General features: G+C 71.1%; 21 protein-coding genes. 20 read left to right on the forward strand and 1 reads right to left on the reverse strand.

From position 1 onward, the window contains the following. The first annotated feature begins 32 nt into the window (after positions 1-32). The 20 genes from aspS (at position 33) to nusB (ending at position 20,764) form a co-directional block, all read left to right on the forward strand. Positions 33-1,817: an aspartate--tRNA ligase gene (aspS, locus tag HH310_RS34555; protein ID WP_169179940.1), complete on the forward strand. Its 1,785-nt coding sequence runs from the start codon at positions 33-35 to the stop codon at positions 1,815-1,817. After that, positions 1,817-2,635 (forward strand): sugar nucleotide-binding protein, encoded by an 819-nt coding sequence (locus tag HH310_RS34560; protein ID WP_169179941.1) that lies wholly within the window; start codon positions 1,817-1,819, stop codon positions 2,633-2,635. The genes aspS and HH310_RS34560 overlap by 1 nt, the downstream gene beginning before the upstream one ends. A 10-nt stretch (positions 2,636-2,645) precedes the next feature. Then, on the forward strand, positions 2,646-3,134 hold the full coding sequence (locus HH310_RS34565; RefSeq protein WP_169179942.1) for a GyrI-like domain-containing protein: 489 nt from the start codon (positions 2,646-2,648) through the stop codon (positions 3,132-3,134). Beyond that, positions 3,131-3,814 carry a hypothetical protein gene (locus HH310_RS34570; RefSeq protein WP_169179943.1) on the forward strand — a complete coding sequence of 228 codons (684 nt, stop codon included), beginning with the start codon at positions 3,131-3,133 and terminating at the stop codon, positions 3,812-3,814. Before HH310_RS34565 ends, HH310_RS34570 begins: the two co-directional genes overlap by 4 nt. 81 nt (positions 3,815-3,895) lie before the next feature. Further along, complete coding sequence (locus HH310_RS34575) at positions 3,896-4,111, forward strand: hypothetical protein (protein WP_169179944.1); 216 nt, start codon at positions 3,896-3,898, stop codon at positions 4,109-4,111. 131 nt (positions 4,112-4,242) lie between these two features. After that, positions 4,243-6,069 (forward strand): replication-associated recombination protein A, encoded by a 1,827-nt coding sequence (locus HH310_RS34580; RefSeq protein ID WP_169179945.1) that lies wholly within the window; start codon positions 4,243-4,245, stop codon positions 6,067-6,069. Then, on the forward strand, positions 6,066-9,428 hold the full coding sequence (locus tag HH310_RS44420; protein ID WP_248294718.1) for a hypothetical protein: 3,363 nt from the start codon (positions 6,066-6,068) through the stop codon (positions 9,426-9,428). Before HH310_RS34580 ends, HH310_RS44420 begins: the two co-directional genes overlap by 4 nt. Positions 9,429-9,495: 67 nt before the next feature. Beyond that, complete coding sequence (locus HH310_RS34590) at positions 9,496-9,951, forward strand: DUF948 domain-containing protein (protein ID WP_169179946.1); 456 nt, start codon at positions 9,496-9,498, stop codon at positions 9,949-9,951. A 23-nt stretch (positions 9,952-9,974) separates the two neighbouring features. Continuing rightward, complete coding sequence (locus tag HH310_RS34595; RefSeq protein WP_169179947.1) at positions 9,975-10,238, forward strand: hypothetical protein; 264 nt, start codon at positions 9,975-9,977, stop codon at positions 10,236-10,238. Beyond that, positions 10,235-12,913 (forward strand): alanine--tRNA ligase, encoded by a 2,679-nt coding sequence (gene alaS / locus HH310_RS34600; RefSeq protein ID WP_169179948.1) that lies wholly within the window; start codon positions 10,235-10,237, stop codon positions 12,911-12,913. Before HH310_RS34595 ends, alaS begins: the two co-directional genes overlap by 4 nt. 17 nt (positions 12,914-12,930) lie before the next feature. Beyond that, a complete protein-coding gene (gene ruvX / locus HH310_RS34605; protein ID WP_169179949.1) occupies positions 12,931-13,389 on the forward strand; it encodes a Holliday junction resolvase RuvX in 459 nt (152 codons plus the stop codon). Then, positions 13,386-14,582, forward strand: coding sequence for an endolytic transglycosylase MltG (mltG, locus tag HH310_RS34610; RefSeq protein WP_169179950.1), 1,197 nt, complete (start codon positions 13,386-13,388; stop codon positions 14,580-14,582). Before ruvX ends, mltG begins: the two co-directional genes overlap by 4 nt. Positions 14,583-14,617: 35 nt before the next feature. Beyond that, positions 14,618-15,457 carry a shikimate dehydrogenase gene (locus HH310_RS34615; protein WP_169179951.1) on the forward strand — a complete coding sequence of 280 codons (840 nt, stop codon included), beginning with the start codon at positions 14,618-14,620 and terminating at the stop codon, positions 15,455-15,457. Positions 15,458-15,460: 3 nt separating this feature from the next. Beyond that, a complete protein-coding gene (gene aroC, locus HH310_RS34620; RefSeq protein ID WP_169179952.1) occupies positions 15,461-16,639 on the forward strand; it encodes a chorismate synthase in 1,179 nt (392 codons plus the stop codon). Beyond that, positions 16,639-17,145 (forward strand): shikimate kinase, encoded by a 507-nt coding sequence (locus HH310_RS34625; protein ID WP_169179953.1) that lies wholly within the window; start codon positions 16,639-16,641, stop codon positions 17,143-17,145. Before aroC ends, HH310_RS34625 begins: the two co-directional genes overlap by 1 nt. Before the next feature lie 47 nt (positions 17,146-17,192). Continuing rightward, a complete protein-coding gene (locus HH310_RS34630) occupies positions 17,193-18,149 on the forward strand; it encodes an NADP-dependent oxidoreductase (protein WP_169179954.1) in 957 nt (318 codons plus the stop codon). 75 nt (positions 18,150-18,224) lie between these two features. Continuing rightward, the gene (aroB, locus tag HH310_RS34635) at positions 18,225-19,283 is read left to right on the forward strand and encodes a 3-dehydroquinate synthase (protein WP_169179955.1); all 1,059 of its coding nucleotides are present in this window, start codon (positions 18,225-18,227) and stop codon (positions 19,281-19,283) included. Further along, complete coding sequence (gene aroQ / locus HH310_RS34640) at positions 19,280-19,714, forward strand: type II 3-dehydroquinate dehydratase (protein WP_169179956.1); 435 nt, start codon at positions 19,280-19,282, stop codon at positions 19,712-19,714. The genes aroB and aroQ overlap by 4 nt, the downstream gene beginning before the upstream one ends. A 55-nt stretch (positions 19,715-19,769) precedes the next feature. After that, positions 19,770-20,327, forward strand: a complete 558-nt coding sequence (gene efp, locus HH310_RS34645; RefSeq protein ID WP_169179957.1) for an elongation factor P — start codon at positions 19,770-19,772, stop codon at positions 20,325-20,327. Between the two features lie 26 nt (positions 20,328-20,353). Continuing rightward, positions 20,354-20,764: a transcription antitermination factor NusB gene (nusB, locus tag HH310_RS34650; protein ID WP_211192990.1), complete on the forward strand. Its 411-nt coding sequence runs from the start codon at positions 20,354-20,356 to the stop codon at positions 20,762-20,764. Positions 20,765-22,021: 1,257 nt separating this feature from the next. Here the strand turns inward: nusB and HH310_RS34655 are convergent. Continuing rightward, positions 22,022-22,510 (reverse strand): transcriptional regulator, encoded by a 489-nt coding sequence (locus tag HH310_RS34655; protein WP_020517563.1) that lies wholly within the window; start codon positions 22,508-22,510, stop codon positions 22,022-22,024. Between the last annotated feature and the right edge of the window lie 202 nt (positions 22,511-22,712).

Consider the following 22,712-nt stretch of genomic DNA (forward strand, 5'->3'; position numbering starts at 1 on the left):
AGCGCCCGTGACATCTGTGAGGAGACATTCCCGTGATCCGTACCCATGACGCCGGGAGCCTGCGCGCGAGCGACGCCGGCACGACGGTGACGCTCGCCGGGTGGGTGGCCCGCCGGCGCGACCACGGCGGTGTCATCTTCGTCGACCTGCGGGACGCCTCCGGCGTGGTGCAGGTGGTCTTCCGCGAGGAGGACGCGCACGCCCTGCGTAACGAGTTCTGCGTCCTGGTCAACGGCGAGGTGTCGACCCGGCCGGACGGCAACGAGAACCCGGAGCTGCCCACCGGGGCGATCGAGGTGGTCGCGGCCGAGCTGACCGTGCTGTCCGAGGCGGCCCCGCTGCCGCTGCCGATCGACGACACGATCACCGCGTCCGACGACCTCCGCCTCAAATACCGCTACCTGGACCTGCGCCGTTCCGGCCCGGCTCAGGCGCTGCGGCTGCGCAGCCGGGCCAACCAGATCGCCCGCGAGGTGCTGCACGCGCGCGACTTCAACGAGATCGAGACGCCGACGCTGACCCGGTCCACCCCGGAGGGCGCGCGCGACTTCCTGGTCCCGGTCCGCCTGCAGCCCGGCACGTGGTACGCGCTGCCGCAGTCCCCGCAGCTGTTCAAGCAGCTGCTGATGGTCGCCGGCATGGAGCGGTATTACCAGATCGCCCGCTGCTACCGCGACGAGGACTTCCGCGCCGACCGGCAGCCCGAGTTCACCCAGCTCGACATCGAGATGTCGTTCGTGACGCAGGACGACGTGATCGAGCTCGGCGAGGAGATCGTCTCCCGCCTGTGGGGCGAGCTGGCCGACTACGAGGTGCCGCGGCCGATCCCGCGGATCACGTGGACCGACGCGATGAACCGGTATGGATCCGACAAACCCGATTTGCGGTACGGGCTGGAACTGCGCGAGTTGACGGAGTATTTCCAGGGCACCGAGTTCCGTGTCTTCGCCGGCGCGATCGCCGCGGGTGGTTATGTCGGCGCCGTCGTCATGCCGGGCGGCGCGACGCAGACCCGCAAGGAGCTCGACGGCTGGCAGGACTGGGCTAAGGCTCGCGGCGCCCGGGGTCTCGCCTACGTGGTCCTGGACGCGGAGACCGGCGAAGCTCGGGGACCGGTCGCGAAAAATCTGTCATCGGGGCATTTGTCCGGATTGGCCGACGCGGTGGGCGCCAAGCCCGGCGACGCGATCTTCTTCGCCGCGGCTAACGAGCGACGCGAGGCTCAGGAGCTGCTCGGCGCCGCCCGCATCGAGATCGCCAAGCGTTCCGGCCTGATCGACGAGGACGCCTGGGCGTTCTGCTGGGTGGTCGACGCCCCGATGTTCGAGAAGACCGACGACGGCGGCTGGACGGCGGTGCACCACCCCTTCACCTCGCCGAACGCCGAGTGGCTCGACCGCTTCGAGGAGGCGCCGGACAAGGCCCTCGCGTACGCGTACGACATCGTCGTCAACGGCAACGAGATCGGCGGCGGCAGCGTCCGTATCCACCGCGCCGACGTGCAGAGCCGGGTGTTCGACCTGCTCGGCATCACGCCGGACGAGGCGCAGGACAAGTTCGGCTTCCTGCTCGAGGCGTTCAAGTACGGTCCGCCGCCGCACGCCGGCATCGCGCTCGGCTGGGACCGCACCTGCATGCTGCTCTCCGGCAACGACTCGATCCGCGAGGTCATCGCGTTCCCGAAGACGCGTGGCGGGTTCGACCCGCTGACCACCGCGCCGACCCCGATCACCGCGCAGCAGCGGTTGGAGGCAGGCGTGGACGCGAAGCCCAAGCCGGCCACCGGTGGCGTCGTGCCCGTGGAGCACTCCAACTGATGACCGTCCTGGTCGTCGGCGCCTCCGGTTACCTCGGTTCCGAGCTGGCCGCGCAGGCGTCGGCGGCCGGTCACCCGGTCACCGGCACCTCCACCACGGGCACCGGCGGGTGGTTACGCCTCGACGTCACCGACCGCTCGGCAACCCATCAACTGCTTGCTTCCGTACGCCCGCAGCTCGTGATCAACACGGCGTATCGGAACACGTCGTGGACCGTCTGCGCGGACGGCGCGGCGAACGTGGCACTGGCGGCCGCCGCGGTGGGCGCCCGGCTCGTGCACATCTCCAGCGACGCGCTGCACGCGGGCCGTCCCGCACCGTATCTCGACGACGACGAGCCGACCCCGGTCCACCGGTACGGGGCTGCCAAGGCGGCGGCCGAGACCGCGGTCGCCGCGATCATGCCGGCCGCCCCCATCGTGCGCACCTCGCTGATCATCGGGGATGAGCGCAGCAAGCAGATCCAGCTCGCCCTCGGCTTGCTGAACGGCAGCGTGACCGGCGCGCTGTTCTCCGACGAGTTCCGCCGCCCGGTCGCGGTGCACGATCTGGCCGCCGCGGTGCTGGAACTCGATGCGCTCGGGTATTCGGGGCTGATCAACGTGGCCGGGCCGGAGACGGTGAGCCGGGACGGGTTCGGGCGGATGGTCGCTCGGGCGTACGGGCAGGATCCGGGTTTGATTCCGGTCAGCACGATCGCCGAGGGCGGTCTCGGCCCGCGCCCGGCGAACGTGCTGCTCGACAGCTCCCGGGCGGCCGCCCTGCTGAAGACACGCCTGCGTCCCGCTTCGGAGTGCGTCGGACCGCCGGGTTTGTGAGACTGACCGCGTGCAGCCGACGATTGTGGAGCAGGCCGAGCAGCCGTACGTGGGCCGCCGCGAGACCATCTCGATGACCGACTTCGCCCGGGTCGCCGACCATTTGCCCGGGATGTTCGGCCGGCTCGCGGAAAACGGCGTCCCGGTCGCCGGAGCGCCGTTCTTCCGATACCGGGTGATCGACATGTCCGCCGAGCTCGTCGTCGAGGCCGGCATCCCGGTCGCCCGCCCGGTCCCGGTCAACCCGCCGTTGTTCGCCGACACGCTGCCCGCCGGCCGGTACGCGACGCTCACCCACAAGGGCCACCCCGACGAGCTGATGGCGGTGACCGCGCGGCTCCTCGACTGGGCCCGCGACCAGGGCCTGACCTGGGACATGCGGCCCACCCCGACCGGCGAGGTGTGGGGGTGCCGGCTCGAGGTGATGACGACCAATCCCGCCGAGGAGCCGGACATGCACAAATGGGAGACGGTCCTGCTGTTCAAGCTCGCGCGGTGACCGCCACCGATCCGGCCGAAGGCCCGGCCTGGCGGCGCCGCACCCAGGCCGAGCAGCGGTGGCCGGCGTCGATCACGATCGCCGTGCTGGCCGCGATCCAATGGTTTCTGCCGGACGAGCTGACCGTCGGCCCGCGCTGGCTGCTCCCGGTCATCGAGCTGGCCATCGGGGTGGTGCTGATCGCCGCGAACCCGGTGCGGATGCGCACGGCCAAGCCGGCCCTGCGCGCGCTGGCGCTGGCGCTGATCAGCGTGGTCGGCCTCGGCACCGCCTATTCGGTGGTCATGCTGATCTACAACATCCTGACCGGGTACCACACCGCGAACGCCGCCGACCTGCTCGGCGCCGGGGCCGGGATCTACGTCATGAACATCCTGACCTTCTCGGTGCTGTTCTGGGAGTTCGACCGGGGCGGGCCGATCGAGCGCGGGCTGGGCACCGATCCGTTCCCCGACTTCCTGTTCCCGCAGATGACGATGTCCGGCGACATGGTGAAGCGGGACTGGGAGCCCTACTTTTTGGACTACCTGTACGTGGCCTTCACCAATGCGACGGCGTTCAGCCCGACCGACACCATGCCGTTGTCGCGGTGGGCGAAGGCAGCGATGGCGCTGGAGTCGGCGATCGCCCTGGCCACGGCGGCTCTGGTCATCGCGAAGGCGGTCAACACCCTCGGGTAGTGGTCCACGGTGGAGTTTCGGGATCTCCGCTAACGGGGTATCAGCAGCGCAACCGCTCCCGTATCCCCCCGGAGGAATCTCATGCTCGCCATCGCCGCCGCGGTCGTCTTCGGCATCTGGCTCCTGCTCGACCTGCTCGACACCGACCTGGGCGCCCCGGACCTGTTCAACTTCCCCACCATGGCCTCGATCGGATTCTTGCTGATCGCGCTCTACCTGGCCGGCGTCGGCAGCGGGCCGCGCGCCGGGACGGGGTCGGGGCGTCGCTTCTACGGCCGTCGCCCGGGTCGCGGCTGATCGCCGCTCATGCCGCGCCGCGGGTTCCTTCCTCGCCGCGGCTTCCTTCCTCGCCGCGCCTGATCGTTGGCGGGCCCCGCCCCAGCTGCGCATTTCGGGCGCGGCGGGGCGGGCCGGTACTGTCGTCGGCGATGGAAACGGACGGTCTGTTCTCGCTGACTCCGCCCGGCGACGCGTCGGCCCTTACCGCGCCGTCGGCTTATACGGCGCCGTCCGCTTTCACGGCGCCGTCCGCCGATTCGCCGTTGCCGGTGCGGATGCGCCCGGCCAGCCTCGACGAGCTGGTCGGTCAGAAGCATCTGCTCGCGCCCGGTGCGCCGCTGCGTCAGCTGGTCACCGGCACCAGCCCGATGTCGGTGATCCTGTGGGGCCCGCCGGGCACCGGCAAGACCACCATCGCGCACCTGGTCGCCAGCGCCACCGACCGCAAGTTCGTCGCGATGTCGGCGCTGTCAGCCGGGGTCAAGGACGTCCGCGCGGTGATCGACACCGCTCGTCGCGAGCGCCGCCACGGTGGCCCGCCGACGGTGCTGTTCATCGACGAGGTGCACCGTTTCAGTAAGACCCAGCAGGATTCGCTGCTGGCCGCGGTCGAGGACCGGACCGTCACGCTGCTCGCCGCCACCACGGAAAACCCGTATTTTTCGGTTATTTCGCCTTTGCTCTCGCGCTGCGTGCTGCTCACGCTGCACCAGTTGACCGACGACGACGTACGCCTCCTGGTGCGCCGCGCCCTCACCGATCCCCGCGGCCTGGCCGGTGCCGTCACGCTCGCCACCGAGGCCGAGGACCATCTCGTACGCCTCGCGTCCGGCGACGTCCGCAAGGCACTGACCGCGCTGGAGGCCGCCGCGAGCTCGGCGCAGGCGCAGGGCGCGACCGAGATCGACCTGGCCACCGCGGAGAAGGCGGTCGACATAGCCGCGGTCCGCTACGACCGCGACGGCGACGCCCACTACGACGTGATCAGCGCCTTCATCAAAAGCATGCGCGGCAGCGACCCGGACGCGGCGCTGCACTGGCTGGCCCGCATGCTGGTGGCCGGCGAGGACCCGCGCTTCATCGCCCGCCGCATCGTCATCTTCGCCAGCGAGGACGTGGGCATGGCCGACCCGCAGGCGCTGCTGGTGGCGACGGCGGCCGCGCAGGCGGTGCAGAACGTCGGCCTGCCCGAGGCCCAGCTCAACCTGGCGCAGGCGGTCGTCCACCTGGCCACCGCCCCGAAGTCGAACAGCGTCACGACGGCCCTGGGCGCCGCGATGGCCGACGTCCGCGCCGGTCGCGGCGGCCCGGTGCCACCGCATCTGCGGGACGCGCACTACCCGGGTTCCAAGGGCTTGGGTCATGGTCGCGGCTACCGCTACCCGCACGACGACGCGCGCGGCGTGGTGACCCAGCAGTACGTGCCGGACGACCTGGTGGGCGCCGACTACTACCAGCCCGGGCCGCACGGCGCGGAGCGGGCGGTCCAAGAGAGGGTGCCCCGCCTGCGCAGGGTGGTTCGCGGTCTGAGCCGGCCGGTCGAGCCGGCGGGCCCCGGGCCGTCCCCGTCTGTCGTGGATGCGCCGGTCGAGCGGGAATCACCCGCCACGACCCCGCCGTTGCCCGGATCTGCCGTTGCGTCGCTTTCGCCCTCGACCGCTGCCTCGGTGGAGCCGGGTGGGCGGGAGGATCCACTTCCGTCACCCACCGACGCGACCGAGGGTGAGGAAGCGGATGCCCTGCGGGATGGGGGTGGCGTTTCGGCCGGTGGAGTTGACCGCGCGGCGGGTGGTGCCGCGGGCGCGGATGCGTCACAGTCTTCGGCGGACATCGTGGACGATGGTGAGCCGGCCCGGACGACGGGCGGCAAGAAGAAGGCCTCGAGCGGTCGGGGCCGGCGCAAGCCGGCCGCGGTGCCCGCGAAGGAGAATCCGGCGGACGACGGCGGCGAGACCGCCGGAGAGGAACGGTCGTGAACGCGCGCGGTGCCGACGTGCCCGACGACGAGCAGCAGGGCGGCGGGCGTAAGAGCCGGCGGTTCGGGCGCGGTCGCCAGCCGCAGGAGGCGCCGGAGCCGGAGGAGATCCCCGAGGAGGAGACCGGCTGGCTCGACGACCTGCGTTCGGCCAAGAAGTCGCGCAACGCGATCGGGCCGGGCACGCTCAACGGCGAGACCCGGTACAGCAAGTCCGGCCGCGTCGCCCCCACGCCGGAGGACAAGCCCGACGACGGCGCCGGCCTCCCCGGCTACGGACAGGCGGAGACGTCCGGGCCGGTTCCGCGGCAGCCGTCCGCGCCGGTCTCCCCAGGACGCACCCCGTCCGGATCCATTCCGCAGGACCAGACCCAGGTCGGTCCGATGCCGGGCGGCCCGGCCCAGAGTTCACCCGCGCGCACCCCGGGCGGCCCGGCGCAACGCGCGCCCGGGCGAGTGCCGCCGGGCCAGGTTCCGCCGGGCCAGGGGACCGGTCGTCCTGCTTCCGGGCAGGTCCCGCCGAGCCAGCAACCGGGGCGTGCCGCGCCCGGTGTTTACGGCGCCGGCCCCGGCGCGCCCGCCCAAGGACGCGGTCCGCAGGGTCGCGCCGTGCCCGGTCAGGCCGGGCCGTCCTCGGTTTCGCCGGCGCCCGGCGACGCACGTCGCGGTGCCACCGGGCCGGTCCCACCGGGACCGGGTCGTGGACGCGCTGACCAGGGCGGATACGGATCACCGGCCGGTGTCGTGCCGGCGTCCGGGGTGCCCGGCCGCCACAACGCTGACGCCGAGGCGGATGCCGGGACGCCGTTAGTTCCGCGTTCCGGGAACGCCCCGGACGTGCCTCTCTCCGGCAACGCTCCGGAGGTCCCCGCGCCGCGACCGATCTCGCCGGCCTCCCGCCCGACCTCGTCGGCCGGGCCGACGCGCGGACGCGACCGCTTCCGTCCCGACGCTCCGCCGCCCGGCCCCGGCGCTCCCGGCCGCGCCGCGGTGCCCGGACCGGGCGGCCAGACAGGTCCGGTTCCGCGTCCGGGTGGACCGGGCGGCCAGAGCGGCCCGGTCCCGCGTTCGGACGTCCCGGGGCCCGGTCAGGCGAGCGGGCGCCACGGAGCCCCCGAGGACGACGACGAGCCGACCGGCCGGCACGGGACGCGCGGCGGTCGCGGCACCTACGGCCAGGACGGCCCCGACTCGGACGCGCTGACCGGCCGATCCGGCAGCTATCGCACGACCGGCCGCGGCCCGGAGCAGGAAGACCGCCCGGGCAGGCATTCCGGCAGCTACCCCACGGTCGGGCGCAGCGCGGCCCCGGAAGATCCGAGCGAGCGCTCCGGCTCCTTCCGCGCGGCCGCCAGCCCACCACCGGCAGCCGGCACCGACCGCCCCGGCGTCTACCGCGCCGGCAGCGAGGGGCCTGCCGACCGCACTGGTGGTTTCCGCGCCGGCAGCGACGTGCCTGCCGACCGCACTGGTGGTTTCCGCGCCGGCGCCGACGTGCCTGCCGACCGCACTGGTGGTTTCCGCGCCGGCACCGACGTGCCTGCCGACCGGACCGGTGGGTTTCGCGCCGGAGCCGACGGCGAGCCGGACGACCAAGGCGGTGGCGACGAGCCCAGGACCCGCTCGGGACGGCGTCGCGGGCGCACCGGCGGCAGCTTCCGCACCGGGGAGCCGGGCACCAACGTGCCGCCCGCCCGGGACCCGGGTGCGGGTGCGCCCCCGGTGGTGCCCGGACCGCAGGGCGCCCGCAGCCCGGCCCTGCCCGGCCGCGCCGGTGCGATGGCCGACAACGCCTCCGGCCCGATTCCACGTCCCGGTGAGGGAACCGGTCGCGGCCGGGTGCCGCAGACGCCCGGCCCGAACCGGCCGGCCCGCGGCCAAGGCCGCCAGGGCCGCGGCGCGGCGGCGGCCGGCCAGGATCAAGCGATCCCCGGTCCGGCGACCGGCCCCGGAGGCCAGCCGCCGATCGGATCCGCGTCGGTAAGCCCGGCCGCGGCAGGCCCGCGCGGCGGCTCGGCCCCGGTTCGCCCGATGCCCGGCGATGATCCGGACACGAACTCGTTCGGCTCCGCCCCGGGCGTGAGCGGTTCGGCCTCCATTCCCGGCCCCGGCGCGACTGGTTCCGCCTCGGTCGGTGGCTCGGCCGCACCCGCGGCGGGTTCCGCTTCGGTCGGCGGCCCGGCCACCGGCGCCGCCTCGGTCGGTGGCCCTGCCGCACTCGCCGCCGGTTCCGCCTCGGTCGGGGGCGCCCCGATCGGCTCCGCCTCACCCGGCGGCGCCCCCATCGGTTCCGCCTCGGTCGGCGGCACCCCCATCGGTTCCGCTTCGGTCGGCGGCCCCGCAGCCGGTGCGGCCTCGGTCAACGGGCCGGCAGCCGGTGCCGCGTCGGTCGGCGCCGCCTCGGTGCCGGTGCCCGGCGCCCCCGGCGTTCGCCCTGGCGGCCCCCAAGCCCCGGGCCAGCGGCCAGCCGGCCCGAACGGTCCCACCGGCCCAGGCGGCCTGAACGGTCCCGGCGGCCTGAACGGTCCCGGCGGCCCGAACGGCCCCGGCAACCAACGCCCCGGCACCGGATCCCTCGACCGGGGGAACTCCGGCGCGCTGCGCACCTCGGCGGGGACCCCCACCGGCGTACCGCCAGAAGCTCCGATCGTCGGCGCCCGCGCCGGTGCCGCCCGCGCCGGGGGTGGCCTCACCGAGACCTCGACCCGGCTCGGCGGTGAGATCCGGGAGAAAATGCGCACCCGGCGGCGGCTGCGGCTGGTGACTTTGCTCTCCCTCGCCATCGTCGTGCTGGTCGTGCTGCCCGCCGTGTTCGGGCTGCGGTCCGCCTCGTCGGACCCGGTCTTCAGCTCGCTGAACTCGATGAACGTTCCGTCCTGGGCCGCTCAGAAGGTGACGGACCAGAGCAGCGGCAGCCGGTGGTGTTTCCTCAACTGCACGTTCCGGGAACGGACCGCGCAGTCGCAGAAGCCGTTCCAGGAGACCACCACCGCCTACTCCTCGGCCCTGACCGGCGCCGGCTGGCAGCCGTGGAAGGTCGCCGGGTGCCCGGAGCAGGCGAACGACGCCAAGACCAGCACCTACACCTGCTGGAAGCGCGACGAGTTCACTCTGGACCTCGCGGTGGGGCCGCCGGAGTGCGCCGTCGACCAGGTCGCCGCGCAGGATCCGGCGCTGGCCGGCAAGGCCGGGCCACCGCCGAAGAAGTGCGACGGGTCCACGGTGAGCATCAAGGTGCAGAACGCGATCGCCGACACCCGGGGCGAGCCGGCACCGAAGGAAAGCCCGCTCGTCGGGGTCACGCCGGACCCGGTGATCACGGACGATCCGCTCTTGGAGCCGACACCGGCAGCGTCCTGACGCGACTTGTGGTCACGGACGGTAGGGTCTGCTCGTTGACCCGCCACCGAAGAGGAGACCCGAGAAGATGGACGCCGGGGAAATCGCTGGCCTGATCGCTGCCGGCGCCTTTCTGATGCTGGTCATCGTGCTCGCCGTGCCGATCCTGAAACTGGGCCGCACGGTGGATGCCGCGACCCGTGCGATCAATGACATGAACGACCGGTCCGGACCGCTGCTGGCCGACGTGAACGACACGGTGAAGAACGTCAACGTCGCGCTCGGCCAGGTCCAGGTCTCATTGGACGGTGTGAACGTGCAGCTGGCCAAGGTTGACACGATCACCGAGCACGCCGCGCACGTCACCGCGAACGTGGCGAACCTGTCCACCGTGGTGGCCGCCGCGGCCGCGAACCCGCTGGTGAAGGTGGCCTCGTTCGGCTACGGCCTGCGCAAGACCATCGCGTCCCGCCGCCGGGCCGACGAGGAGCACGAGATCCGCCAGACGATGAAGCAGCGCCGCAAGGCCGCCCGCAGCAAATAGCTAAACGAAGGGATCATCCCGCCATGAAGCGGCTGCTCTGGCTGGGCGTCGGCCTGGCCGTCGGCGCCCTGGTCGTCCGCAAAATGACTCAGAAGGCGAACGAGTTCACCCCGTCCGGTATCGCCACCTCCCTGTCACAATCCGCTGGCGGCCTGGTCGAGTCGATGCGTAGCTTCGTTGATGACGTCCGCACGGCAGCGGCCGAGCGGGAAAACCAGATCAACCAGGCATTCGCCGAGGGTGAGCTGTACGACGACGGGCTTGACGCCCCGGAGGGGAACCGATGAAGACGGCGGAGATCAAGCGGCGCTTCCTGGCGCATTTCGAGGCCAACGGGCACACGGTCGTGCCGAGTGCCCCGCTGCCGGCTATCGACGACCCCAACCTGCTGTTCATCAACGCCGGCATGGTGCAGTTCGTGCCGTTCTTCCTGGGCCAGCGTTCCGCGCCGTACCAGCGGGCGGTCAGCGTGCAGAAATGCATCCGCACGCCGGACATCGACGAGGTCGGCAAAACGTCCCGGCACGCGACGTTCTTCCAGATGAACGGCAACTTCTCGTTCGGCGACTATTTCAAGGAAGGCGCGATCAAGCTCGCGTGGGAGCTGTCCACCAAGCCGCAGGATCAGGGCGGCTTCGGCTTGGACCCCGAGCGGATCTGGCCGACCGTGTATTTCGAGGACGACGAGGCGTACGAGATCTGGAAGAAGATCGGCGTGCCGGAGTCGCGGATCGTGCGCCGCGGCAAGAAGGACAACTACTGGTCGATGGGCATCCCGGGCCCGGCGGGTCCGTGTTCCGAGCTGTTCTACGACCGCGGCCCCGAGTACGGCCAGGAGGGCGGTCCGGAGGTCGACGAAGACCGGTACATGGAGTTCTGGAACCTGGTCTTCATGCAGTACGACATCACCGACGTGAAGTCGAAGGAAGACTTCCGGATCGTCAGCGAGCTGCCGAACAAGAACATCGACACCGGCATGGGCCTGGAGCGGATCGCGTCGATCCTGCAGGGGGTGGACAACCTCTACGAGATCGACGAGGTCCGCCCGATCCTGGCGCGGGCGGCGGAGATGACCGGCAAGCAGTACGGCGTGCACTCGGGCCACTCGGCGGGTGAGTCACACCCCGATGACGTACGGCTGCGGGTGATCGCGGACCACGTGCGTACGGCGCTGATGTTGATCGGTGATGGTGTCGTCCCGTCGAACGAGGGCCGTGGGTACGTGCTGCGCCGGATCATGCGCCGCGCGATCCGCTCGATCCGGCTGCTCGGCTGGCAGGGCCCGGCGCTGCCCGAGCTGCTGCCGGTGGCCCGGGACTGCATGTCCCCGTCGTACCCGGAGCTGGCCGAGGACTTCGAGCGCATCTCCACCTACGCTTACGCGGAGGAGGAGGCGTTCCTGTCCACGCTGCGGGCGGGCACGACGATCCTGGACACCGCGATCACCGACACCAAGAAGACCGGCGGTAACGAGCTGTCCGGGTCGCAGGCGTTCGCGCTGCACGACACGTACGGCTTCCCGATCGACCTGACCCTGGAGATCGCGGGCGAGCAGGGCCTGACGGTCGATGAGGACGGCTTCCGGCGGCTGATGGCCGACCAGCGGGCCCGCGCGAAGGCGGACGCGAAGGCGCGCAAGACCGGCCACGCGGATCTTTCGTCGTACCGTTCGGCGCTCGACAACGGCGGCGCGGTCGAGTTCACCGGGTACCAGGAGGTGTCCCGCGAGTCGCGGGTGCGCGCGCTGATCGGCGACGGCGGCCGGCTCGAGGTGGCCGGCGAGGGCGACTTCGTCGAGATCGTCCTGGACCACACCCCGTTCTACGCGGAGGGCGGCGGCCAGCAGGCCGACACCGGCCTGATCAAGGTGGGCGGTGGCCAGCTCGAGGTGGTCGACGTCCAGCAGCCGATCCCCGGCCTGATCGTGCACCGGGCGCGGGTGATCCGCGGCGAGATCCGCGAAGGCGAGTCCGGCTTCGCGGAGATCGACACGACGCGGCGCAAGGCGATCTCGCGCTCGCACACCGCGACCCACCTGATCCATCAGACGATGCGCGCGTTCCTCGGCGAGTCGGCGACCCAGGCGGGTTCGCTGAACGCGCCGGGCCGGCTGCGTTTCGACTTCAACACCCCCGGCGCGGTGTCGCCGAGCGTGCTGAACGACGTGGAGCAGCAGGTCAACGAGGTGCTTCTGCGAGACCTCGAGGTGCACGCGTTCATCACATCCCAGGAGGAGGCGCGCCGGCTCGGTGCGATGGCGCTCTTCGGGGAGAAGTACGGCGATGAGGTCCGTGTGGTTGAAGTCGGCGACTACGCACGTGAACTTTGTGGCGGCACGCATGTCGCGCGCTCCGGTCAGCTCGGGCTCGTGAAGATCCTCAACGAGTCGTCGATCGGTTCCGGGGTGCGCCGGGTCGAGGCGCTGGTCGGCATCGACGCGTTCGGCTTCCTGGCCAAGGAGCACCTGCTGGTGTCCCGGCTCGCCGAGATGTTCCGGGTGCCCGGCGACCAGGTCGCCGACCGGGTCGAGCAGACCGTCACCGCGCTGCGCGACGCGGAGAAAGAGCTGGAGAAGATGCGCGCGCAGATGGTGCTGGGCGGTGCGGGCACGCTCGCGGCCCAGGCCAAGGATGTGCGCGGCATCGCGTTCGTCGGGACCGAGGCACCCGAGGGAGCGGCGACCAACGACGTGCGTACCCTGGCTCAGGAAATTCGGGGCAAGATCGACACGGCGCGCCCGGCGGTGGTGTCGGTGGCGGCCCGTGCCAACGGCAAAGCGTCGCTTATCGTGGCGATCAACGCGGCGGCGAAATCTCGCGGGCTCTCCGCGGCCGATCTGGTCAAGGGCGCACTTTCCGGACGCGGGGGCGGTAACGCCGACCTCGCGCAGGGTGGTGGGCTTCCGGCCGACCAGGTTCCGGCGCTGCTCGCGGCCGTGGAGAAGGCGGTGACCGAAAGCTGACTACGGAGGGTGGCCATTTGAGCGCGCTGTCGCGGGGTAGGCGACTGGGCGTGGATGTCGGTAAGGTGCGCGTCGGGGTCGCCCTCAGCGACCCTGACGGGATACTGGCCACCCCCCTGGTCACGTTGCCCCGTGACATGGGTGCGGCACCCGATACCGTGCCGCGCGACATAGCCGAGCTTGTCCGCCTGGTGGGGGAACACGAGGCGGTGCAGATCGTGGTGGGCCTTCCGGTGCGCCTGAACGGTGCGGAAGGCCCCGCAGCTATCGACATTCGTGCGTACGCTGGTCGATTGGCGGAGGCGGCCGGTGCGGTGCCGGTCGTTCTGGCGGACGAGAGGATGTCGACCGTGGTAGCCACCCGGAGGCTCGCCGAACGCGGGGTACGGGGCAAGCGCCAGCGGGCGGTCGTCGATCAGGCGGCCGCGGTGGAGATCCTGCAAGGCTGGCTGGACGCGCAGCGGAGGCAGAAATGATCGACGAGCTGGACCTGGCGTTCGACGAGCACGCCGACCGGGGCGGCATCCGTAGTCATCGACGCGGTGGCAGCACCGGCGGCAAGAAACGCCGGGGGAAGACCGGCGTCGCGTTCTTAATGGCGTTCGTGCTGCTGGCGGTGCTCGGCGGCGGGGTGTTCCTCGGCTACAACAAGGTCAAGAACTACTTCACCGCGGCCGACTACGACGGCTCCGGCTCGGACCCGGTGCAGGTGGCGATCGAGCAGAACGCCACCCTCACCGACATCGGCAACACCCTCGTCGACTCGGATGTGGTGAAGAGCACAAAAGCCTTCATTCAGGTCGCGGAGAAGAACCCGCGGAGCAAGAACATCCAGTCCGGCACGTACAACATGAAGAAGCAGATGTCCGCCGAGAACGCCGTGACGCTGCTGCTCGACCCGAAGTCACGCGTCAGCAAGGGCGTGACGATCACCGAGGGTCAGACCGCCCTGCAGACCTACGCGCTGCTGTCCAAGGCCACGAAGATCCCCGAGAAGGACTTCCAGGCCGCTGCCAAGGACCCGATCGCGCTCGGCGTGCCGGACTGGTGGTTCAAGCGCACCGACGGCAAGCCGGTGGCCAAGACCATCGAGGGCTTCCTCTACCCGGACACGTACGAGTTCGACCCGTCGATGGACGCCACCGACATCCTCAAGACGATGGTCGACCGGTTCAACACCGTGGTCGGGGACATGGGCTTCGCCGACACCGTGCAGCACGACCTGACCGTGTCGCCGTTCGAGGGCCTGATCGTCGCCTCGCTCACCCAGGCCGAGTCGGGCATCGCCTCAGACGACCCCAAGATCGCGCGAGTGGCGTACAACCGGGCGTACAAGAAGGACATGCCGCTGCAGTTCGACACCACCACGAACTACTACCTCGAGCTCAAGGGCGGCAAGGCGAAGCACTCCGGCCAGCTCACCCAGTCCGAGCTCAGTGATCCGAAGAACCCGTACAACACGGCCACCAAGAAGGGTCTGCCGGTCGGACCGATCGACAGCCCCGGCAAGGTCGCGTTGCAGGCGGCGATGAAGCCGGCCACCGGCGACTACGTCTTCTTCGTGGCGATCGACAAGGAGGGCCACTCGGCCTTCGCGAGCACCAACGACCAGCACTGCGCCAACATCAAGAAGGCGATCGCGAACGGCATCCCGCTGTCGCCCTGCTGAGCCCGGTGGCGCGACGCTCACCGTACAGTTGCCTCGTGCAAACCGTGCGTCGCGCCGCCGTGTGCGGCAAACCGATCGCCCACTCGCTGTCCCCGGTGATCCACCGGGCCGGGTTCGCGGCGGCCGGGCTCACCGGCTGGGAGTACACGGCGTTCGAGTGCGCCGAGACGGAGCTGGCCACGCTCGTCGAGGGTCTCGGCCCGGAGTGGGCGGGCCTGTCGCTCACCATGCCGCTCAAGGAGGTGGCGCTCGGCCTGGCTGCCGAGGCGTCACCCACGGCGACGGCGACCGGTGCGGCCAACACTCTCGTACGCCGTGACGACGGCTCCTGGTACGCGGACAACACGGACGTCCCCGGCATGGTCCGGGTGCTGAACGACGCGGGCCTGCCGCCGCAGCCGTCGATCACCGTGCTCGGCGGCGGCGGCACCGCACGCGCCGCCCTGGCCGCCGCGGCTCGGTTGGGCGCCCGCGAGGTGACCGTGGTAACCCGCCGGCCGCAAGCGCGCGCTTCATTGAAACCGGCCGCGGACGCGCTCGGTGTCCGGATCGCCGGCGCCGGCTGGGCCGACGCGGCCGCGACCCTGGACGCCGACGCGGTCATCGCCACGGTCCCCAAGGGCGCCGCCGACCAGCTCGCCGCCGAGGCGAAGTGGCGAGCGGGAACGATCTTGTTCGATGCGCTCTACGATCCGTGGCCGACCCCGCTGGCGGCCTCCGCGCAGGCGCAGGGGCTCGCCGTGGCGTCCGGGCTCGACCTGCTCCTGGCCCAGGCGCTGAGCCAGTTCGAACAGTTCACCGGCGTCCCGGCGGCCCCGGAGGCGGCGATGCGCGAGGCATTGCTGGCAGCCGCCGCGGCGCGTGCCAGACTATGACCCGTGTTGCGCTGGCTTACCGCAGGTGAATCCCATGGTCCCGCACTGGTCGCGATGCTCGAGGGCGTCCCGGCCGGGGTCGAGTTGACCACCGAGCAGATCGGGCGTGATCTCGCCCGGCGCCGCCTCGGTTACGGCCGCGGCGCGCGCATGAAGTTCGAGCAGGACGCGGTCGAGGTCATCGGCGGCCTCCGGCACGGCAAGACGCTGGGCAGCCCGGTCGCGATCCGGGTCGGCAACAGCGAGTGGCCCAAGTGGGAGACGGTGATGGCGGCCGACCCGGTCGACGAGGCGGAGCTGGCCGAGCAGGCCCGCAACGCCCCGCTCACCCGGCCCCGGCCCGGCCACGCCGACCTGGCCGGCATGCAGAAGTACGGGCACACCGACGCCCGGCCGATCCTGGAACGCGCGTCGGCCCGCGAGACGGCCGCCCGGGTCGCCATCGGCGTGGTCGCGAAGGCGCTGCTCAAGCAGGCCCTGGGCATCGAGATCGTCTCGCACGTGATCGAGCTCGGCTCGGTGACCGCGAAGGCCGGGCTGGTCCCGACGCCCGAGGACGCCGACCGCATCGACGCCGACCCGCTGCGCTGCCTCGACCCGGAGGCGAGCGCGCGGATGGTCGCCGAGGTGGACGCGGCGAAGAAGGACGCGGACACGCTGGGCGGCATCGTCGAGGTGCTGGCGTACGGCGTACCACCGGGTCTGGGGTCGCATGTGCAATGGGACCGCAAGCTGGACGCCCGGCTCGCCGCCGCCCTGATGTCCATCCAGTCGGTCAAGGGGGTGGAGATCGGTGACGGGTTCACCCAGGCCCGCTCGCGCGGCTCGGTGGCGCACGACGAGATCATCCCGACCCCGGACGGCGTCCGGCGGGTCACCGACCGGGCCGGCGGGCTGGAAGGCGGCATCACCAACGGCGAACCGTTGCGGGTGCGCGCCGCGCTCAAGCCGATCTCCTCGCTGAACCGGGCGCTGCAGACCGTCGACGTCGTCACCGGCGAGGCGGCCACCGCGATCAACCAGCGCTCCGACGTGGCCGCGGTGCCGGCCGGCGCGGTCGTCGCCGAGGCGATGGTGGCGCTGGTCCTGGCCGAGGCCGCGGTGGAGAAATTCGGCGGTGACTCGGTCGCCGAGATCCGCCGCAACCTGGCCGGCTATCTGGAAAGTCTGGTGATCCGCTGATGGCCCCCCTCGCGGTAATCGTGGGCGCGCCCGGCGCCGGCAAGACCACCATCGGCGCCGCGGTCGCCGAACTGCTCGGCGTCCCGTTCCTGGACGCCGACGCGATCATCGAGGAGCGGGCCGGCAAGCCGATCCCGGAGATCTTCTTCGACGACGGTGAGGACGCGTTCCGGGCGATGGAACGCGAGGCGATCGCGGAGGCGCTCGGCAGCTTCGACGGCGTGCTCGCGCTGGGCGGCGGCGCGATCATGAACGAGCAGACCCGGGACCTGCTGCGCGAGCCCACCGTGGTGTTCCTGTCGGTGGAGCTGTCCGACGCGGTCAAGCGGGTCGGGCTCGGCGCGGGCCGGCCGATGCTGTCGATCAACCCGAGGGCCACGCTCAAACACCTGCTCGACCAGCGACGACCCCTCTACGCCTCGGTCGCCACGCACACGGTCGCCACGGACGGGCGTACACCGGAGGACATCGCGGCGGAAGTGGCCGGGCTGCTCAAATCGCAGTGATTCACGGAACTCTGTTTGCGCAGGCCAATGCGGGTAAGACTGTCCTCATGTCACGAGCGGTTCGATTCGAGAAGTACGGCGACGTGGACGTCCTGAAGGTCGAGGACGTCGAGGCGCCGCAGCCGGCCGCCGACCAGATCCTGGTCGAGGTCGTTGCGGCGGGCATCAACCCCGGAGAGATTTCGGTACGCGTCGGCGCCTACCACGACATGTGGCCGGCGACCTTCCCGTCCGGCCAGGGCAGCGACTTCGCCGGCCGGGTCGTCGAGGTCGGCCCGTCGGTCACCGAGTTCGCGGTCGGCGACGAGGTGGTGGGCTGGTCCGACTGGCGGTCGTCGCAGGCCGAATACGTGGTGGTCCCGGCCGACCACCTGACCAAGAAGCCCGCGGCCCTGGACTGGATGCGGGCCGGCAGCCTGTTCGTGGCCGGCGTCACCGCGTACGTGGCGGTCCGCGCGGTCCAGCCCGCGGAGGGCGAGACGGTCGTGGTCAGCGGCGCGGCCGGCGGTGTCGGCGTGACCGCGGCACAGCTCGCCCGCAACACCGGCGCCAAGGTCCTGGGCATCGCCTCCGAGCGCAACGCGGCCTGGCTCCGGTCGGTCGGGGTCACCCCGATCGCGTACGGGGACGGGCTGGAGGACCGGATCCGCAAGGCCGCCCCCGACGGGGTCGACGCGTTCGTCGACACCTACGGGAACGGCTACGTCGACCTGGCCCTGGCGCTGAACGTGGACAAGGCCCGGATCAACACGATCGCGGACTTCGCGGCCGTCCAGAAGTACGGCGTGAAGAGCGACGGCAGCTCGGTCGGCAGCGACAACGAGATCCTCGCGATCGTCGCCAACGAGATCGCGTGGGGCCGCGTGTCGATGCCGATCGCGGCGATCTACCCGCTGGAGGCGGTCCGCGAGGCGTACACCGAGCTCGGCGAGCGCCACACCCGCGGCAAGATCGTGCTGTCCATGGAACTGCCGCCGGACGCCGGCCGGCAGGGCGCCGCCTAATCGGGTTCGAAGCGGTGCGGGCCGGGCTCGCACCGCTTCGACCATGCCGTGTCGCAGGTCGGTTAATGTTTCCCCGTGCGACAGATATCCGTGGGCGGCGACCGTCCGTACGACGTCCTGGTCGGCCGTGACCTGGACGGATCGCTGCCGGCCCTGCTCGGCGACGCGGCTCAGGTCGCGGTGCTGTACGCGCCGCCGCTTCGTTCGCGGGCGGCCGAGATCGCCGCGGCGGCGGGGGCGAAACCGCTGCTCATCGAGGTGCCGGACGCCGAGGCCGGCAAGACCGTCGACGTGGCGGCCGGCTGCTGGGACCGGCTCGGTGAGGCCGGCTTCACCCGTACGGACGTGGTCGTGGGTGTCGGCGGGGGAGCCGTCACCGACCTGGCCGGTTACGTCGCGGCGAGCTGGCTGCGCGGCGTGCGCTGGGTGCCGGTGTCCACCTCGCTGCTCGGCATGGTGGACGCGTCGGTCGGCGGCAAGACCGGGGTGAACATCGCGGCCGGCAAGAACCTGGTCGGCGCGTTCCACCCGCCGGCCGGGGTGCTGTGCGATCTGGACGCGCTGGACACGCTGCCCGCCGACGATCTCCTCGCCGGGATGGCCGAGGTGGTCAAGTGCGGGTTCATCGCCGACCCGGCGATCCTCTCGCTCGTCGAAGCGGACCCGGTCGCCGCGCTGAACCCGCGCGGCGACGTACTGCCGGAACTGGTCGAGCGAGCGGTGCGGGTGAAGGCCGAGGTGGTCAGCGTGGACCTCAAGGAGTCCGGGCCGCGCGAGTTCCTCAACTACGGGCACACGCTCGGGCACGCGATCGAGAAGCGCGAGAAGTACACGTGGAAGCACGGGCACGCGATCTCGGTGGGGCTCGTCTTCGCCGCCGCGCTGGGCGAGTTGTCCGGCCGGCTCGACGCCCCGACCGCCCGCCGGCATCGGGAGATCCTCGACTTGCTGGGGCTCCCCACGGCGTACCGGGAAGACGCCTGGAACGACCTGCTGGCCGCGATGCGCGTCGACAAGAAGGCGCGGGCAGCCACCTTGCGGTTTGTCGTTCTTGACGGATTGGCGAAACCCGGCATCCTGAGCGGGCCGGATCCGGCCCTGCTCGAGCGGGCGTACGCGGAGGTGGCGCGATGATCTACGTGCTGAACGGGCCGAATCTCGGCCGGCTGGGGACGCGCGAGCCGGATATCTACGGCAAAACGTCGTATGCCGACCTGGTCGATCTCTGCCGGACGACGGCATCGACGCTCGGTCTCACCGTCGACGTGCGGCAGACCGACGCCGAACACGAGATGATCGGCTGGCTGCACGCGGCCGCCGACGAGAGCGCCGACGTCGTGCTCAACGCCGGGGCCTGGACGCATTACAACATCGCGGTCCGCGACGCCTGCTCAATGCTGCGCGGCCGACTCGTCGAGGTGCACATCTCGAACATCCACACCCGCGAGGAATTCCGCCATCATTCGCTCATCTCGGGCGTAGCGACCGGGGTGATCGTGGGCCTCGGAATCGACGGGTATCGGCTGGCGTTGCACCACCTGGCCCGATTCGCGGGTGACGAGTGACCGCCGGTAAAATCGGCCTTTGTTCTTTAACAACCTCTACATCTCAAGGCAGGACATGGCTACCACGAACGACCTGAAAAACGGCCTGGTGCTCAACCTCGACGGCGACCTCTGGGCCGTCGTGGAGTTCCAGCACGTCAAGCCGGGTAAGGGTGGGGCGTTCGTGCGCACCACACTGAAGAACGTGCTCTCCGGCAAGGTCGTGGACCGCACCTTCAACGCCGGGACGAAGGTCGAGACCGCGACCGTCGACAAGCGCACCATGCAATACCTCTACCAGGACGGCGAGGACTTCGTCTTCATGGACCTGGACACCTTCGACCAGATCACGGTCGCCGGCGGCACCGTCGGGGAGAACGCGAACTACCTGCTGCCCGAGGCGGAGGCGACGGTCGCGACCCACGAGGGCGTCCCGCTCTACATCGAGCTGCCGACCAGCGTGTTCCTCGAGGTCACCTACACCGAGCCCGGCCTGCAGGGCGACCGCTCGACCGGCGGCACCAAGCCGGCCACCGTCGAGACCGGCGCGACCGTGAACGTCCCGCTGTTCATCACGACCGGCGAGAAGATCAAGGTCGACACCCGCGACGGCCGCTACCTCGGTCGTTCCTGACCATGGCAGAGGGCCCCAAGACACAGATGCCCGCGCGCCGGAAGGCGCGTAAACGGGCGCTCGAGGTCCTCTACGAGGCCGACCTGCGCAACCTGCCGCCGCGCGAGGTCCTGGCGACGTACCTCGACCGCATCGAAAAGCCCCACCCCGACCACCTGCCCTACGCGGTCAGCCTGGTCGAGGGCGTGGCGAGGCACCTGGACCGCATCGACGAGCTGATCGCCAGCTACGCCGAGGGCTGGACCATCGACCGCATGCCCGTCGTCGACCGCAACCTGGCGCGCATCGCCATCTACGAGCTGCTGTACGTGGCCGAGATCGACGACCCGGTCGCGATCTCCGAGGCCGTGGAGCTGGCGAAGACGATGTCCACGGACGACAGTCCGCGCTTCCTGAACGGCATCCTCGACCGCATAGCCGAGTTCGCCACCAGATAGGTTTCCCTACGGCCCGGAGGCCAGCTTCCGGGCCGTAAGTCGTTTTGACGGTACGGCGAGCGGAGAGCCCCCTAGGTTTTACGGCTGCTCAACCGGCCCCGCACGGCCGTCCCCGGCCATCCGGCCGAAGACTCCCGCCACCGCACAACCGCGCCGCACTCGGCCAGCCGTGCCCGCCAGCTTTCGTGTCAGCAGCGGAGTCCGGCACTCGTGTCCGGCAGCGATCGCCCCTGCAACGTGCCTGGTCACCGGGCATGCGGCTCCTGCGCTGCGTGAGCGGGCGCGCTTGGCGGCCATGCCCGGCGACGCGTCCCGTCACCCTATCTGCCGCCGGCCGCCGTGCCAGAGTGACGTCACCGTCGAGCCGATCCGCCGCCGAGCGGGTCGGCCGTCGGGCGGGTCCGTCGCCGGGCGGGTCCGTCGCCGGGCGGGTCCGTCGCCGGGCGGGTCCGTCGCCGGGCGGGTCCGTCGCCGGGCGGGTCCGTCGCCGGGCGGGTCCGTCGCCGGGCGGGTCCGTCGCCGAGCCGATCCGTCGCCGAGCGGATCGCCACCGGCAGCGTTTTCGTCGCCTTTGACCACTTTCCGTGCGCCGGTTCGGGTGCCTGCGGCCGGATTTTCGAGACCTTGGAGAGTTAGGGCTCCTATGTGGGCGTAACTCTCCAAGGTCTCGAAACCAGGCGGTGCGCGGCGGTCACAAAAGCTGCCGGATACGGATAAAACGACCGTCCATTTCGGATGATCGTCCACTATGCAGGCGTTCATGTCCAAATGATGAGACCGCTGCCCTCGGTGTCGCCCGCGGCCGACGGGGCGACGTGTCGCGCGGCCGGTTGGGTCGTGACCGGAAATGAACGGGGATGCGGAGCGCCTTCGGGCGTTCACTCACTGTGCGAAAAACGGCAGTGAGGAACGATGACGCGATGGGCGCGCTGCGGGCTTTAGTGGCAGATGGCCGCGGGTGGCAGCGGCGGAGCCGGGTGCGGCGAAGGCTGCGTTTGGGGGAGCCGGCGAGGCGTATCGGGCAAGAGGCGATGCCTACCGGGAAGCGCAAGAGGAGGTGGTTTGAGCGGCTGGAAGTCGACGCGCGGGTTGGGAGGTGGCGCGCGGTTGGGAGGTGGCGCGGCGGCTGGAGGTCGGCGCGCGCGGCTGGGGTCGCGTGCGGTTGGGGGATGGCGTACTGGGCGGGAGAGGGGGCTCTAGGCCCGCGGGGGTCGGGGGACCGGGCCGCGGGCCTGGAGCGGACGTGGCGGTGGAGGGTCAGCTGGCGAAGAACGCGCGGGGGTCGGCGACGAGGACACCCTGCTCGGTCAGGCGCTCGATGAGGCCGGACGGCGAGATGTCGTACACGATGGCCAGCGCGCGCAGGTCGTCGGCGCGGATGGACAGGACGCGGCCGTTGTAGTCGCCGCGCTGCTGCTGGATCGCCCGGGCATAGCGTGCGACGTAGGCGAGGTCCTCGCCCGTGGTGTCGTACAGCTTTTCCAGGTCCAGCACGATCTTGTTGGTGGCCTCGAGGCGGACACCGCTGCCGTCGGGCAGCAGCTCCGAGACGGGCACGCGGTAGAAGTCGGCAAGCTCGGCGAGGCGCGAGACGGTGACCGCGCGGTCACCTCGCTCGTACGAGCCCACGACGACGGCCTTCCACCGGCCGTTCGACTTCTCTTCGACGCCCTGCAGGGACAGGCCCTGCTGCTGACGAATCGAGCGCAGGCGGGCGCCCAACGACTTGGCGTACTCAGACGGCATTCGGAACACTCCCACTGTGCAAGGCCCGGAGGGTTCTTCCTCCGCGATCGCTACGCAGCGTGACGGTACGGAGTTTGCGACCGCCGGTCAAGTGTCGGTTACCGATGAGTCGCAGCGCACCCGGGAGACTTGCCGGATTCGTCCGCCTGATTCTCGGGTCGGGCACGTCACCGTGATCATCGCCGCGTCCACTGGTAACGTA

It is taken from the genome of Actinoplanes sp. TBRC 11911 (assembly GCF_012933445.1).
GTDB lineage: Bacteria > Actinomycetota > Actinomycetes > Mycobacteriales > Micromonosporaceae > Actinoplanes.

Bases quoted from the DNA above. Each gene is read 5' to 3' on its own strand.
- HH310_RS34560 (WP_169179941.1), top strand. From the start codon at position 1,817: ATGACCGTCCTGGTCGTCGGCGCCTCCGGTTACCTCGGTTCCGAGCTG.
- HH310_RS34575 (WP_169179944.1), top strand. From the start codon at position 3,896: ATGCTCGCCATCGCCGCCGCGGTCGTCTTCGGCATCTGGCTCCTGCTC.
- HH310_RS34580 (WP_169179945.1), top strand. From the start codon at position 4,243: ATGGAAACGGACGGTCTGTTCTCGCTGACTCCGCCCGGCGACGCGTCG.
- HH310_RS34590 (WP_169179946.1), top strand. From the start codon at position 9,496: ATGGACGCCGGGGAAATCGCTGGCCTGATCGCTGCCGGCGCCTTTCTG.
- HH310_RS34595 (WP_169179947.1), top strand. From the start codon at position 9,975: ATGAAGCGGCTGCTCTGGCTGGGCGTCGGCCTGGCCGTCGGCGCCCTG.
- alaS (WP_169179948.1), top strand. From the start codon at position 10,235: ATGAAGACGGCGGAGATCAAGCGGCGCTTCCTGGCGCATTTCGAGGCC.
- mltG (WP_169179950.1), top strand. From the start codon at position 13,386: ATGATCGACGAGCTGGACCTGGCGTTCGACGAGCACGCCGACCGGGGC.
- HH310_RS34625 (WP_169179953.1), top strand. From the start codon at position 16,639: ATGGCCCCCCTCGCGGTAATCGTGGGCGCGCCCGGCGCCGGCAAGACC.
- HH310_RS34630 (WP_169179954.1), top strand. From the start codon at position 17,193: ATGTCACGAGCGGTTCGATTCGAGAAGTACGGCGACGTGGACGTCCTG.
- aroQ (WP_169179956.1), top strand. From the start codon at position 19,280: ATGATCTACGTGCTGAACGGGCCGAATCTCGGCCGGCTGGGGACGCGC.
- efp (WP_169179957.1), top strand. From the start codon at position 19,770: ATGGCTACCACGAACGACCTGAAAAACGGCCTGGTGCTCAACCTCGAC.
- nusB (WP_211192990.1), top strand. From the start codon at position 20,354: ATGCCCGCGCGCCGGAAGGCGCGTAAACGGGCGCTCGAGGTCCTCTAC.
- HH310_RS34655 (WP_020517563.1), bottom strand. From the start codon at position 22,510: ATGCCGTCTGAGTACGCCAAGTCGTTGGGCGCCCGCCTGCGCTCGATT.